Here is a 13,582-nt window from a genome sequence, read left to right as displayed (position 1 = left end):
GGGGGGGGCGCGCGCCCTCGCCCCGTGTTTGGTGCCGGGGTACGGGGGGGGGCTGCCGCTGCCGCGCGCGGTCGACCAGATCGGCCACCTCGGCCTGCCGGGCCAAGCTCAGTCCTTGGGCACGGTGATGATCAGGGCGTCGCCCTGGCCGCCGCCGCCGCACAGCGCGGCCGCGCCGACACCGCCGCCGCGGCGCTTGAGCTCGTAGGCCAGGTGCACCACCAGGCGGGCACCGGAGGCGCCGATCGGGTGGCCCAGCGCGATCGCGCCGCCGTTGACGTTGACGATGTCCGCGCTGATGCCGAGTTCGCGGGTGGAGACGATGCCGACCGCGGCGAACGCCTCGTTGATCTCGACCAGGTCGAGGTCGCCCGCCTGGAGCCGCTGCTTGGCCAGCGCGGCCTTGATCGCGTTCGACGGCTGCTCGTGCAGGCTCGCGTCGGGGCCCGCGACGACGCCGTGCGCGCCGATCTCGGCGAGCCAGCTCAGGCCCAGCTCCCGCGCTTTGGCCTTGCTCATCACGACCACCGCCGCGGCGCCGTCGGAGATCTGCGACGCGGTGCCCGCGGTGATCGTGCCGTCGGAGGCGAACGCCGGGCGCAGCTTGCCGAGCCCGTCCGCGGTGGTGTCGGCGCGCACGCCCTCGTCGGTGTTGAACACGATCGGGTCGCCCTTGCGCTGCCAGATGCTCACCGGGGCGATCTCGTCGGCGAACACGCCGTTCGCGAGCGCCTTGGCGGCCTTCTGGTGCGAGGCGGCGGAGAAGGCGTCCTGCTCGGCGCGGGTCAGGCCGTAGCGGGCGTTGTGCGTCTCGGTCGACGCGCCCATGGCGACCTGGTCGAAGGCGCAGAACAGGCCGTCGAAGGCCATGTGGTCCTGCAGGGTCACGTCGCCGTACTTGAAGCCGGTGCGCGACTTCGGCAGCAGGTGCGGCGCCTGGCTCATCGACTCCTGGCCGCCCGCCACCACGATGTCGAACTCGCCCGCGCGGATGAGCTGGTCGGCCAGCGCGATCGCGTCGATGCCGGAGAGGCACACCTTGTTGATGGTGAGCGCGGGAACGTCCATCGGGATGCCCGCGGCGACCGCCGCCTGCCGCGCCGGGATCTGGCCCGCGCCCGCGGTCAGCACCTGGCCCATGATCGTGTACTGCACCTGCTCGGGCGCGACGCCCGCTTTCTCCAGGGCCGCCTTGATGGCGATCCCGCCGAGCTGCGCACCGGTGAAGTCCTTGAGCGAGCCGAGCAGACGACCGATCGGGGTGCGCGCCCCGGCGACGATGACGGTTCCGGCCACTGCGGTCTCCTCACAAGTGCGAACGTGCGTTAACCCGGACCATACTCGCGCGCGACCCGCGTGCTGACCGACTGTGTGAGTAGCCGCACAACATGCGGTTACCGGCGGGTAAGCCAGGCGTATCGTTCACGTATGAACGATGCCCTCAAGCCACTCGTGGTGGCTATAGACCATGTCGGTGTCGCCGTTCCCGACATGGACGAGGCGATCGCGTTCTACCGTGAGCACTTCGGTCTGGAAGCGGTGCACCAGGAGACGAACGAGGCGCAGGGCGTCCGCGAGGCCATGCTCCGCGCCCCCGGCGACACCACCGGCCCGGCCGTGCAGCTCCTCGCGCCGCTGAGCGAGGACTCGATCATCGCGAAGTTCATCGGCCGCCGCGGCGCCGGGCTGCAACAGCTCGCCTACCGGGTGACCGATGTGGAGGCTGCCGCGGATGCCTTGCGCGCCAAGGGAATGCGCGTGCTCTACGACAAGCCCCAGCGCGGCACGGCGAACAGCCGGATCAATTTCGTACACCCCAAGGACGTCGGCGGCGTGCTCGTCGAACTGGTCGAGCCCGCCGCCGACACCCACTCGGGTTAACCCGCGGGTGCCATCCCTCACATCACTGGCACTGAATCGCTACCCGTAAGTAGCGTCGCCCCAAGCTGGACGCGCAGGTCCAGGCGATTCCGGGAGGTCGTCCGTGCAGAAGATCCTCGACGCCATCCAGGCTGGCGAACTGGCCGCCCTCGGCACGATCGAGGTCCCCGAGTCCTACCGCGGGGTCACGGTGCACGCCGACGAGGTCGAGATGTTCAGCGGCATGGAGCCGCGGGACAAGGACCCCCGCAAGTCACTGCACCTGGACGAGGTGGCCACCCCGGAGCTGGGCCCGGGTGAGGCGCTCGTCGCGGTGATGGCCAGCGCCATCAACTACAACACGGTGTGGACCTCGATCTTCGAGCCGGTCTCGACCTTCAAGTTCCTGCAGCGCTACGGCCGCGTGTCCCCGCTGACCAAGAAGCACGACCTGCCCTACCACGTGGTCGGCTCCGACCTGTCCGGTGTCGTGCTGCGCACCGGGCCGGGGGTGAACAACTGGAAGCCGGGCGACGAGGTCGTCGCGCACTGTCTCAGTGTCGAACTCGAAGGCCCCGACGGGCACAACGACACGATGATGGACGAAGAGCAGCGCATCTGGGGCTTCGAGACCAACTTCGGCGGCTTGGCCGAGATCGCGCTGGTGAAGTCCAACCAGCTCATGCCCAAGCCCACGCACCTCACCTGGGAGGAGGCCGCCTCCCCCGGCCTGGTCAACTCCACCGCCTACCGTCAGCTCGTCTCGCGCAACGGCGCGGACATGAAGCAGGGCGACGTGGTGCTGATCTGGGGCGCCTCCGGCGGGCTCGGCTCCTATGCGACGCAGTTCGCGCTCAACGGCGGCGCGATCCCGGTGTGCGTGGTGTCCAGCCCGGAGAAGGCCGAGCTGTGCAGGCGGATGGGCGCGGAGCTGATCATCGACCGCAATGCCGAGGACTACCGGTTCTGGAAGGACGAGCACACCCAGGACCCGCGTGAGTGGCAGCGGTTCGGCGCGAAGATCCGCGAGCTGACCGGCGGCGAGGACCCGGACATCGTCTTCGAGCACCCCGGCCGGGAGACCTTCGGCGCGTCGGTCTACGTCGCGCGGCGCGGCGGCACCATCGTCACCTGCGCGTCGACCTCGGGCTTTCTGCACCAGTACGACAACCGGTACCTGTGGATGAATCTCAAGCGGATCATCGGTTCGCACTTCGCGAACTACCGCGAATCGTGGGAGGCGAACCGGCTGATCGCCAAGGGGCTGGTCCACCCGACGCTGTCCAAGACCTACGGGCTGGCCGACACCGGTCAGGCGGCGCTGGACGTGCACCGCAACGCCCACCAGGGCAAAGTCGGCGTGCTGTGCCTGGCCCCCGAAGAGGGACTCGGTGTGCGCGACACGGAACTGCGCGCGAAGCACCTCGACGCGATCAACCGCTTTCGTGGAGTCTGACCGGGTGGTTTCGCCGAAATTCGCTACTTGTGGTGAGTGGCTTAACCCAGACAGGTAGCGTGACCCCATGGGCTTGGGCGAAGAACGCGATCTTGTGCCGTTGGGTCCCGGTTTCGACATCGCCAAGCGCGGCTACAGCCGCGTGCAGGTGGACGAATGCCTGGAACGGCTTGAGGCTGAACTGCACGTGATGCAGGCCGACCGCAACGCGGCGGTGTCGCAGGCGGCCGAGCTCGCCAAGCAGCTTGAGTCCAACCGCTCCGAGATCGACGACCTGCGCGGCCAGGTCGAGCGGCTGTCGCTGCCGCCGACGACGCTGGAAGGCCTGAGCGAGCGCCTGCAGCGGATGCTGCGCCTGGCCCAGGAAGAGGCGGGCGACACCACGGCGCGCGCCCAGGTCGAGGCCGGGCACATCCGGTCCAAGGCCGAGGCCGACGCCGCCGTGCTCAAGGAGCGCTACGACAGCCAGCTCGCCGAGCTCGACCAGCGTCGGACCGACATGGCGGCCGAGCACCGCGGCGTGCTGGAGAAGGCGCGCGCCGACGCCGAGCGGACCGTGGGCACGGCCAAGGCGGCGGCGGCCCGGCTGGAGGCGGCGTCCGAGGCGCGCCGCGCCCAGGTCGAGGAGGACTTCGAGATCGCCATGGCCTCGCGCCGCACGGAGTCGATGCGCGCGCTGGCCGAGCAGGAGGCCACCAGCAAGGCCGAGGCCGAGCGCCGGGTCCGGGAGGCTACCGAGGAGGCCAACCGCAGGCGCCACGACGCCATCACCGAGTCGACGGCTCGGCTGCAGGAGGCCACCGCCGAGGCCCACCGCCGGGTGCGGGAGGCCACAGAGGAGGCGAACCGGCGGATCACGCACGCCGCGCAGCGGGTCGCCGCGCTGCGGCAGTTGCGGGCCAGGGTCGCCGACCAACTCCACTCGGCCCGCGACCTCATCGCCGACGCGCACGTCCAGCTCGCCGACGCGGCGCCGATCCTCGACCCGCTGCCCGAGGAACGCACGCCCAAGACCATCGATGGCACCCCCGCCGACAACTCGCCGACCCGGACGATGCTCCCGGTGGCGCCCCCCGGGCCGCCGAAGGAGCACTGGGAGGACGCCGAGGCCGACACCGCGCGGGCCGACAAGCCCGCGCCCACGCCGGAGCCGCGGCCGGTCAAGAAGGACGGCGCCAGCACCGACCGGCTCACCCGGCCGACCGCCGCGGAGACCAAGGAAGCCGCTCGCAAGCCCGCGGAAGCCCAGCCAGGCCGCCGCTGACCCGGTGGTCAGGACCCGCCGTCGTCGCCGATGTCCTCGAACCACAGGTCCGGCCGGGCGGCGATGAAGTCGGTCATCATGCCCACGCATTCGGGGTCGTCGAGCAGGGTGATCGCGACCCCGTGCGCGGCGAGCCAGTCGTGGCCGCCGGCGAATGTGCGGGATTCGCCGATGAGCACCGCCGTGATGCCGAACTGGCGGACCAGGCCGCTGCAATACCAGCACGGCGACAGCGTGGTGACCATTGTCGTACCGCGATAGGACCGGCGCCTGCCCGCGGCCTTGAACGCCGCCGTCTCGCCGTGCACCGACGGGTCGCCGTCCTGGACGCGCCGGTTGTGGCCGCTGCCCCACAGCTCACCGTCCGGTCCGAACAGCGCCGCGCCGATCGGGATGCCGCCCTCGGCCAGCCCGGCCCGCGCCTCCCCGATGGCGACCGCCAGCATCTCCGTCGCGTCCATGCCGCCACATTCTGCCGCCCCGCGCGTCGGGTGGCCGAGTCGGTCGTTGTCCTGGTTAGGTTTACCGACAAGTAGCTAACCGGGAGGACACGGGACATGGCCGCCTATCAGACCGTGGTCGTCGGCACCGACGGCTCGGACTCCTCGTACCGCGCGGTCGACCGCGCGGCGGCGATCGCGGCGGACACGGGCGCCACGCTGGTCATCGCCTGCGCGTTCCAGCCGGTGGGCGGCCGCGACGTCGAGCGGGCCCAGGACACCCTCGGCGCGGACGTGGCCTACCAGGTGGTGGGCTCGAACCCGGCCGAGGAGTCCGTGCGCGCCGCCGCCGAGCGGGCCCGCCGGGCGGGCGCGGTGAAGATCGACACCGTGGTGGTCGACGGCGACCCGGTACCCACGCTGGCCCGCGTCGTCGCCGAGCGCGGCGCCGACCTGCTGGTGGTCGGCAACCGGGGGCTCAACACGCTGGCCGGGCGCATCCTCGGGTCGGTCCCGGCCGAGGCGGCCCGCAAGGCGGGCGTCGACGTCCTCATCGTGCACACGACCTGACGTGACCGGGAGTCCGGCGGAGTCGTCGCGGGCGGCGCAACAGCGGGTCGAGGCGGTGCTGCTCGGCGGCGCCCGCAAGTACACCCGCGACCAGGTGTGCGCGAAGGCCGGGGTGCCGATCGAGCGCGCGACGGCGCTGTGGCGCGCGCTCGGGTTCGCCACTGTCGGCGACGACGCCGTGGTGTTCACCGACAGCGACGCCGAAGCGCTGCGGATGACCGACGAGCTGATGCGCGCGGGCATCATGGAGCCCGAGCTGGCCACCGCGTCCGCCCGCATGCTGGGCCAGCACCTCTCCCGGCTCGCCGAGTGGCAGGTCCACGTCCTGCGCGACGTGCTCGCCGCGAACCCGGAACTGTTCGCCGACGAACGCCAACTCGGCCGCTTCGTCGAGCGGCTGGTCCCGGACCTGGAGCGGATGCAGAACTACGCCTGGCGCAGGCACCTCGCCGCGTTCGCCGGCCGCGCGCTCGCCGCGCCCGGGGAGGATCTGGAGTCGCGCAGCGAGGTGGTGGGGTTCGCCGACATGGTCGGGTTCACATCGCTGACCCGGCGGTCCACTGAGGACGAACTGGTCACCGTGGTCGACCGGTTCGACATGATGACCGCCGAGGTGGTCGCCGAGAACCACGGCCGCATCGTCAAGATGCTCGGCGACGAGGTCCTGTTCGTCGCCGACTCGCCGCGGGACGGCGCCCGGATCGCGCTGCTGCTGCTGGACCGCGCCCGCGCCGACACCGAGCTGCCCGACCTGCGGGCGGGCCTGGCCTACGGCCGGGTGCTCAGCCGCTTCGGCGACATCTACGGGTCGGTGGTGAACATCGCGAGCAGGCTGACGTCGGTGGCGCGGCCCGGCACCGTGCTGATCGACCGGGAGCTGGCCATCATGTTGGCGGACTCCGACGAGTTCGTCATTCGCCACCGCAGGCCGGTGTCGGTGCGCGGCTATCACCGACTGCGCCCGTCGGTGCTTCGGCGGGCCGGGGCCGAGGCGCCCAGCCTGGTCGACTCGGTGCACCAGCGCGCGGCCGAGCTGCTGGGGCTGGGTCAGGAGAACCAGGAGCCGGAGGGGATGCCAAGCATCGCGCTCACCCCGGACCCGGGTCGCCGACGGCGCGGACGCCGGGGCTGACGGGTCACCGGGCGCCGAGCGTCAGCGTGCGGCGAGCCAGGGGGTGACGGCGGCCAGGAAGGCGTCCGGGGTCTCCATCGGCGGCAGGTGGCCGGTGCCGGGCAGCACCCGCAACTCGCCCGCCGTCAGCTCCGCCAGCTCCTCGGCGAGGGCCACCGGCATGAGCCCGTCCAGCTCGCCGTGCACGACGAGCGCGTCCAACTCCAACGCCCGCAACGTTTCCCGCGAGTCGAGCCGAGCCGCCATCGCCCGCGACGCCCACGCGACCGACGCGCCGTCCTGGGCCTCCATGAGCTCCCGCACGGCCGCGCCACCCCGTGCGGGGTCGGTGACCAGCACGGGCAGCATCGCGTCCGCCAGCCAGGGCGCCACCCCGTCGCGCTCGGCCCGCTCGGCGACCGCGTGCCGGTTGGCGCGAGCCTCGTCCGTGTCGGCGACGGCCTTGGTGTCGATCAGGAGCAGTCCGCTCACCCGCTCGGGCGCCGCCCGCAACAAGGCCATGGCGACGTAGCCGCCCATCGAGCAGCCGCCGAGCAGCACGCGTTCCAGGCCGAGCTCGTCCAGCAGACCGACGACGTCGCGGGCGACCGTCTCCAGCGACGGCGCGTCGTCGCCGAGCGGCGTGCGACCGAAGCCGCGCTGGTCGGGGGTGATGAGGCGGACGTGATCTACCAGGCCGGTGCGCGCCCCGTCCCACATGCGCGAGTCGAGCGGGAAGCCGTGCAGCAGGATGAGCGGGGTGCCGGAGCCGGTATCGGTGTAGTGCACCCCGCCATTCTGTCGGGCGACACCAGTCGGTGCCGACCCGCCGCCTACGACGCGATCGCGTAGAGGATCGAGCGCAGCTCCCCGATCGCGCGCAGGGCGGCCGCCCGCGTGGGGGCGTAGGCGGCGCTTTCGGCCCAGCCGGTGCCGTAGCACCAGTACATGGCACGGCTGACGCACTCGTCGGCGACCAGGGCCGCGTTGAGGGTGAATCCGACGCCGTGGTTGCGGAGCAGCCACGAGATCCTGAACGTCCCGCCGGAGTTCACGATCTGGTTGTGGCCCGTGGTCCCCGCCGGGTAGCCGGCGTAGGTGGCGGTGTGCGCGAGCACGTCGCGGACGGTCGAGCCTGGGTAGAGCCGCACCGCGGCCGCCTCGCTCGTGGCGAGCGTCGGGAAGTTCGCCACCTGGGACCCGCCCAGCCCGACCTGCCAGTGCGGTGCGGCGCAGTAGGTCAGCGGGCCCCAGTCGTAGTCGCCGCAGTTGGAGAACGAGTGCGGGTTGGCCCGGCCGAGCACCCCCTCCTTCAGCGACCACCAACTGACCCGGGACACCATGGTCAGCCGTTCGCTCACCGTGCCCTGCACCCGCGGCATGGTGTTGGCGGCGATCCAGCGCACCGCCGACTCCTCGTTGGCCGAGAGCCGCCGTCCGTTGACCACCAGGCCGGGCACCGTGTTCCAGTAGTCGCCGTGCGTCCAGCCGACCAGGCCCTGGTAGCCGACGCGGTAGAAACCGTTGCTGGGAGCGGAGTTCAGCACCGTCGCGGTACTGCCCGCCGCGGCCGTGGTCATGATAGTGTCCGAAGTGGACGGACCGGCGCGGAGATGGACCGCGTCGGTGGCGCTGATCGTGGTACCTCGGGCGGGACTGGCAAGGGCCGCCTGGCTCGTGGCAGGCGCCATCACCAGGGTGATGAGCACCAGGAAGGCCAGTGTGGCACCGCGGATCGATCGGGACAGGTCAGGCACAACGGCTCCTCGTCGAGTCGATGGTGCGGGCCGGGCGACCCGTGCCGCCCGGCCAGGACACTCAAGCGCCAGGCGGCGAGACGACGGCGTACACCGGACCGGGCTCCATGCCGTTCGGCGATCCGGGGTGGAACGGGCCGACCGTGGCGACCTGGGACACGCCGTTCCGCCAGTAGTTGCCGTCGACGGTGGTGATCCGGCCGTCGGCGTGGACCGTCACGACGATGCCGACGTGCATGCTCGTGCTCGGGTTGGCGGGACCGGTGCCGAACAGCACGGCGTCACCCGGCCTGATCCCGGAGCGGCCGTCGCGGGTGAGGCCGCGATCCCTGCCCCACCAGTAGAGGTCTCCGGTGAAACCGCTGGCGTTCATTCCCGGCACGCCCGCCTGCCGCCACACCCAGTTGACGAAGTACTGGCACCACTCGTGGTTCCACGGCGAGCCGTACCTGCTCTTGTCGGTGCCGCCGACCTCGCCCCTGGCGAGGCTCACGATCCGGTCGCGCACGCCGGTGCTCGTGCCACACAGCGGCAGGCTCGTCAGTCGGCCGTTGCCAAGCGAGGTGTAGAGGTAGTGGTCGGACGCGTACCCGCCGTAGGCCGGGATGTAGTCCCAGTAGGCGTTTCCATGGATGGTCTCGCCGGACTTCTGGCAGGTGATCTGGACGTAGTCGTCGTACCCGAGCTGGCCGATGATCCCGTATCCGGTACCTGGCCCGGACCGGACCATGAGGGGCTGGCCCTCGGTGTGGGCCACGTGCACGGTGATCGGCCCGGCGGCCTGCGCCGGTCCGGCCAACCCGACCACGCCCACCGTTGCGCACACGACCATGGCCAACACGGCCCGAACTCGACTCGTCAAGGCAGTCGTCATCGACGTTCCTCCTGGGGATGCGGGGTGTCCACCGGGGCGGCGAATTAGTACGGTAACGGACAATCCGAGTTCGCAGCAAGAACTTCGACAAGGTATTATCCGAACTCGAAGCAATGCGGAGGTGGACGTGCCCAAGGCGAGGCCCGATGACACGGACGAGCTGGTGCTCGCCTGGACGCGGCAGGTGCCCGAGATCGACCCCAGAGTGGAGCGGATCGTGGACCGGCTCATGATCAGCGCCAAGTACCTCGAACAGTTGGCCGTCCGGCTGTCCGCGCCGCACGAGCTACAGCTCACCGACTACGAGATCCTGGCCCGGTTGTTCTGGGTCGGCCCGCCGCACCGGCTGCGGCCTTCGCAGCTCGCGGCCGGGACGCAGGCACCGCCGACGAGCATCACGGGCAGGCTGGACCGCCTGGAGCGGCGGGGAATGCTGCGCCGAGTGGCCGATCCGAAGGACCGTCGGGTACTGGCCGCCGAGCTGACCGAGGCGGGGCACGATCTGTTCGCGCGAATCGTGGCCGAGCAGGCCACGCAGGAGCGCGCGATCTTCGATCAGCTCGACCCCGCCGAACTGGACTCCCTCGACGCGCTGCTTCGCCGGCTGATGGCGGTGTTGGCGGAGCGGCTCGGGCCCGCTCCGCGCCGGGTCAGCATGGCGCTGGCCGACGAGTGAAGGTCAGCCTGCGCCATGGGTGAACTCCGCACCGAACGGCTGATCATGCGCGCGCCGACGGCGGACAGCAGCGCCGCCATGATCGACATCCACGGCGACCCGAAGACCAACCGATACCGTCCCGGCGGGTCCGCGCCTGCCGCCGAATCGGCGGCCCTGCTCGCGGACTGGATGGACCACTGGCGTACGCACGGCTTCGGCTACTGGGCGATCGACCTCGCCGAGACCGGCGAAACGATCGGCTTCGGCGGCATCCAGCACCGCGAGTTCGATGGCACCCGCCACCTCAACCTGTACTACCGGTTCCGCCCGAGCGCCTGGGGTCGCGGCTACGCGTCGGAGATGGCCGCGGCGGCGATCGCGTTGGCGGCGACGGAGCTGCCGGACACCCCGGTGTGGATTATCACCAACGCCGACAACGAGCCCGCCTGCCGAGTCGCCGAGCGACTCGGCTTCACCGAGTTCCGCCAAGCCGACTACCACGGAGCGTGGGCCCGGTTCTACCGGCGCTAGCGACGCGAACTGGGCCCGCGTCTGCCGCGTGCCGACCAGCAGCCCTGGTGCCAGTGTCGGCGGTCCTCGACGGTGCCGTAGTCCTCGGCAGGCCAGACGACCAGGTGGGGCCTGCCTGCCGGGATCTCGTGGTCGCAGCCGGGGCAGCGGTACGCCTTCGTCGCCTGGGCGCCCGGGATGCCGCGCACGAGCCACTCGCCGTCGGGGCCGGATTCGTGGCGCTGGTCGGCCAGTCCGGCGCCGAGGGGGCGCGGTTCGGCGCCTGCCTGGTCGGACTTCGATCGGTTGCGGCGGGGCACAGGTGAGCACGCTATCCACGGCCCCCCTGGCACGGGCACAATGGGTCCGTGCCCACCTATGAGTTCCGCTGCCGCGAGTGCGGCTCCACGTTCGACGTGCAGCGCCCGATGACCGCGTCGGCCGATCCGGCGGCGTGCCCGGACGGCCACGACGACACGGTGAAGCTGCTCTCCGTGGTCGGCCTGGCAGGCGCGAAGACTACGGCCGCCGCCCCCCAGGCAGGCGGCTGCTGCGGCGGCGGCTGCTGCGGTTGACGACTGTCCACACCCCCCACATCCATCCACAGATTTCCGCACCCCTCCCCCACACCCCCCACCACCGATAGACTGGCGCAGGGCCGATCCCCCAGTGGACGGGTGGGGGTTGTAGGTACTACCTGGCGGCGGAAATTCGTCGGTGTCACCTGGGCGGAACATGTTGACCGGCGGCTACCTGCTGTAGTCGCGGAAGCCCTTGCCGGTCTTGCGGCCGAGTCGGCCCGCGGTGACCAGATGTTCCAGTAGCGGCGCCGGGGCGTATCCGGCCTCGCGGAATTCGTTGTACAGGGTGCGTTCGATGGCCAGCGACACGTCCAACCCGACGACGTCCAGCAGTTCGAACGGGCCCATCGGCAGGCCGCAGCCGACCTTCATCGCCGTGTCGATGTCGTCGGCCTCGGCGTAGTGGGCTTCCAGCATCTTCACGGCGTCGTTGAGGTAGGGGAACAGCAGCGCGTTGACGATGAAGCCCGCGCGGTCGCCGCAGTGCACCGGGTGTTTGCCGACCTTCGCGCAGATGGCGTGCGCGGTGGCGATGACGTCCGCCCCGGTCGAGATGGTCTCCACGATCTCGACGAGCTTCATCACCGGCGCCGGGTTGAAGAAGTGCAGACCGACCACATCGGAGGGCCGCGACGTGGCCACGGCGCACTCGATGACCGGCAGCGAAGACGTTGTGGTGGCCAGGATCGCGCCCGGCTTGAGCACCTCGTCCAGCGCGCCGAACACGGCCTGCTTGATCGCCAACTCCTCGGCGACCGCCTCGATCACCAGGTCGCAGTCGGCGAGTTCCTCGAACTCCACGGCGGTCGCGATCCGCGCCAGCACCTGGTCGCGGTCCTCTTCGGACAGTCGACCCTTGACCACCTGACGATCGAGGGACTTGCGCACCTTCGCGACCGCGGCGTCCGCCTTGTCCAGGCTGCGAGCACGCAAGACGACGTCGAAACCCTTGCGGGCGAACACTTCCACGATGCCGGTGGCCATCGTCCCGGTGCCCACGACGCCGACTCGCTGAATGTCGCGAATGGACACATCGGCACTCGCCGCGCCCGTCGGAGTGTGGGCGTCGGGGACGACCGTGGGTGAGTCGGGACCGTCGTAGGTGTAGAGGCCGCGGCCGGTCTTGCGGCCGAGCAGGCCCGCGGTGATCATCTGCTTGAGGATCGGCGCGGGCGCGTGCAACCGGTTGCGCGACTGCGCGTACATCGTCTCCAGGATCTCGTACGCGGTGTCCAGCCCGATCAGGTCGAGCAGCGCGAGCGGGCCCATCGGGTAGCCGCAGCCGAACCGCATGGCCGCGTCGAGGTCCTCGCGGGTGGCGTAGCGCGCCTCGTACATAGACACGGCGTGGTTGAGGTAGCCGAAGAGCAGCGCGTTGGCGATGAAGCCCGCGCGGTCGCCGATCACCACCGGCACCTTGCCCAGCGCCTGGGTGAACGCCACCACCTCGGTGACGACATCCGGCTCGGTGACCACGGTGCGGACGACCTCGACCAGCTTGAGCACCGGCGTCGGATTGAAGAAGTGCAGGCCGACGACCTTGCCGGGGCGTCCAGTGTGGACACTGATCTCGGTGACCGACAGCGAGGACGTGTTCGAGGCGAGAATGGTGTCCGGGCCGACGATGCGGTCCAGTTCGCCGAACACCTGCGCCTTGAGTTCGAACTGCTCCGGGATCGCCTCGACCACCAGGTCGGCGTCGGCGACGTCGCCCAGCACGGTGGTGTAGGTGATGCGGTCGAGCAGTTCGGCGCGTGCGGGCTCGTCGAGCTTGCCCTTGGCGACGGCGCGCGCGGTGGACTGTTCGAGGTGGCCGCGGCCGCGATCGATCCCCGCGTCGTCGAGTTCGACGGCGACCACGCGCACACCGCTGCGGGCGAGCACCTCGGCGATGCCCGCGCCCATCGTGCCGAGTCCGACAACGCCGACAGTGGAGAATTCACGCGCCACAGCTACCTCCGCGAACACCTTGGTCGGTATCTCGGACGCTACCCCTCGGTAACATCTTCCGCTGATCCTGCCACGCGTGCAGGCCAACGCCAGGTGAACTACGCCACTGGACCGGTCACGCGAGCAGCTTCGGCCACGCCGCGCGCACTCCGGCTACCCCGGACCGTCCACATCAGACAGACCGGCCGACGCGGCGGCGGACAGGACGCAGTCGAGGTCGGCACCGCCCTGGGCGGCAAGGGCGGCCGCGACCGCACCCGCCACCAGCGGCGCGTCGACCACGACCGCCGACTCGGGGTCGCCGAGCATCTCGACGGCGAGTTCGGCGACCAGCTTGGCCTCGCCGAGGTCGTAGAGCAGCACCACGCCCGCGCCGGACTCGGCGCGGCCGATCCCGGCCGACACGGCGTCGAAGTCGGTACCCAGGCCGCCTTCGAGCCCGCCCGCGGCTATCACGGTGACGTCGGGGGCCGCGTCGGCGGCCAGTTCGGCCACCCCCTCGGCCAGCCGCGCACTGTGCGAGACGATCACCAGTCCGACTCGACTCATCG

The 13,582-nt window shown here is 71.0% G+C and carries 15 protein-coding genes and 1 pseudogene; 8 read left to right on the top strand and 8 right to left on the bottom strand.

The window, feature by feature from the left end; genetic code table 11:
• Positions 1-108 precede the first annotated feature (108 nt).
• Positions 109-1,296, bottom strand: coding sequence for an acetyl-CoA C-acetyltransferase (locus ACT4N7_RS22160; protein WP_444830736.1), 1,188 nt, complete (start codon positions 1,294-1,296; stop codon positions 109-111).
• Between the two features lie 132 nt (positions 1,297-1,428).
• On the opposite strand from ACT4N7_RS22160, the gene mce reads away from it, so the two are divergent.
• The 3 genes from mce (at position 1,429) to ACT4N7_RS22145 (ending at position 4,580) form a co-directional block, all read left to right on the top strand.
• Positions 1,429-1,881: a methylmalonyl-CoA epimerase gene (mce, locus tag ACT4N7_RS22155; RefSeq protein WP_444830735.1), complete on the top strand. Its 453-nt coding sequence runs from the start codon at positions 1,429-1,431 to the stop codon at positions 1,879-1,881.
• A gap of 103 nt (positions 1,882-1,984) precedes the next feature.
• Entirely contained in the window at positions 1,985-3,316 is a 1,332-nt protein-coding gene (ccrA, locus tag ACT4N7_RS22150; RefSeq protein WP_444830734.1) for a crotonyl-CoA carboxylase/reductase, read from the top strand.
• Between the two features lie 67 nt (positions 3,317-3,383).
• On the top strand, positions 3,384-4,580 hold the full coding sequence (locus tag ACT4N7_RS22145) for a chromosome segregation protein (protein ID WP_444830733.1): 1,197 nt from the start codon (positions 3,384-3,386) through the stop codon (positions 4,578-4,580).
• Positions 4,581-4,588: 8 nt separating this feature from the next.
• On the opposite strand, the gene ACT4N7_RS22140 is transcribed toward ACT4N7_RS22145, so the two are convergent.
• Positions 4,589-5,041 (bottom strand): nucleoside deaminase, encoded by a 453-nt coding sequence (locus ACT4N7_RS22140; protein WP_444830732.1) that lies wholly within the window; start codon positions 5,039-5,041, stop codon positions 4,589-4,591.
• A 96-nt stretch (positions 5,042-5,137) separates the two neighbouring features.
• On the opposite strand from ACT4N7_RS22140, the gene ACT4N7_RS22135 reads away from it, so the two are divergent.
• Positions 5,138-5,590: a universal stress protein gene (locus ACT4N7_RS22135; protein ID WP_444830731.1), complete on the top strand. Its 453-nt coding sequence runs from the start codon at positions 5,138-5,140 to the stop codon at positions 5,588-5,590.
• A 1-nt stretch (position 5,591) separates the two neighbouring features.
• Entirely contained in the window at positions 5,592-6,722 is a 1,131-nt protein-coding gene (locus tag ACT4N7_RS22130; protein ID WP_444830730.1) for an adenylate/guanylate cyclase domain-containing protein, read from the top strand.
• A 21-nt stretch (positions 6,723-6,743) separates the two neighbouring features.
• Here ACT4N7_RS22130 and ACT4N7_RS22125 read toward each other — a convergent pair whose 3' ends face one another.
• The 3 genes from ACT4N7_RS22125 to ACT4N7_RS22115 form a co-directional block, all read right to left on the bottom strand.
• Entirely contained in the window at positions 6,744-7,490 is a 747-nt protein-coding gene (locus ACT4N7_RS22125) for an alpha/beta fold hydrolase (protein ID WP_444830729.1), read from the bottom strand.
• Positions 7,491-7,534: 44 nt separating this feature from the next.
• Positions 7,535-8,458, bottom strand: coding sequence for an SH3 domain-containing protein (locus ACT4N7_RS22120; RefSeq protein ID WP_444830728.1), 924 nt, complete (start codon positions 8,456-8,458; stop codon positions 7,535-7,537).
• Between the two features lie 61 nt (positions 8,459-8,519).
• Positions 8,520-9,332 carry a CHAP domain-containing protein gene (locus tag ACT4N7_RS22115; RefSeq protein WP_444830727.1) on the bottom strand — a complete coding sequence of 271 codons (813 nt, stop codon included), beginning with the start codon at positions 9,330-9,332 and terminating at the stop codon, positions 8,520-8,522.
• A 127-nt stretch (positions 9,333-9,459) separates the two neighbouring features.
• Between ACT4N7_RS22115 and ACT4N7_RS22110 the strand changes: the two genes are divergently transcribed.
• Positions 9,460-10,008, top strand: a complete 549-nt coding sequence (locus tag ACT4N7_RS22110) for a MarR family winged helix-turn-helix transcriptional regulator (protein WP_444830726.1) — start codon at positions 9,460-9,462, stop codon at positions 10,006-10,008.
• 15 nt (positions 10,009-10,023) lie between these two features.
• Entirely contained in the window at positions 10,024-10,521 is a 498-nt protein-coding gene (locus ACT4N7_RS22105) for a GNAT family N-acetyltransferase (protein ID WP_444830725.1), read from the top strand.
• Here ACT4N7_RS22105 and ACT4N7_RS22100 read toward each other — a convergent pair.
• Positions 10,518-10,820, bottom strand: a complete 303-nt coding sequence (locus tag ACT4N7_RS22100) for a hypothetical protein (protein ID WP_444830724.1) — start codon at positions 10,818-10,820, stop codon at positions 10,518-10,520. The genes ACT4N7_RS22105 and ACT4N7_RS22100 overlap by 4 nt on opposite strands.
• A gap of 48 nt (positions 10,821-10,868) precedes the next feature.
• Here ACT4N7_RS22100 and ACT4N7_RS22095 point away from each other — a divergent pair, with 48 nt between their 5' ends.
• A complete protein-coding gene (locus ACT4N7_RS22095) occupies positions 10,869-11,075 on the top strand; it encodes an FmdB family zinc ribbon protein (RefSeq protein WP_444830723.1) in 207 nt (68 codons plus the stop codon).
• A gap of 174 nt (positions 11,076-11,249) precedes the next feature.
• Here ACT4N7_RS22095 and ACT4N7_RS22090 read toward each other — a convergent pair whose 3' ends face one another.
• The gene (locus tag ACT4N7_RS22090; protein ID WP_444830722.1) at positions 11,250-13,031 is read right to left on the bottom strand and encodes a 3-hydroxyacyl-CoA dehydrogenase family protein; all 1,782 of its coding nucleotides are present in this window, start codon (positions 13,029-13,031) and stop codon (positions 11,250-11,252) included.
• A gap of 180 nt (positions 13,032-13,211) precedes the next feature.
• A pseudogene (dhaM, locus tag ACT4N7_RS22085) lies at positions 13,212-13,580 on the bottom strand (dihydroxyacetone kinase phosphoryl donor subunit DhaM); the annotation flags it as partial.
• Positions 13,581-13,582: the final 2 nt, after the last annotated feature.

Origin of the sequence: Actinokineospora sp. (assembly GCF_052390155.1) — a bacterium.
Lineage (GTDB): Bacteria > Actinomycetota > Actinomycetes > Mycobacteriales > Pseudonocardiaceae > Actinokineospora.
Note: the sequence above shows the minus strand (reverse complement) of the source record. Positions and strands in the feature narration are given on the sequence as shown.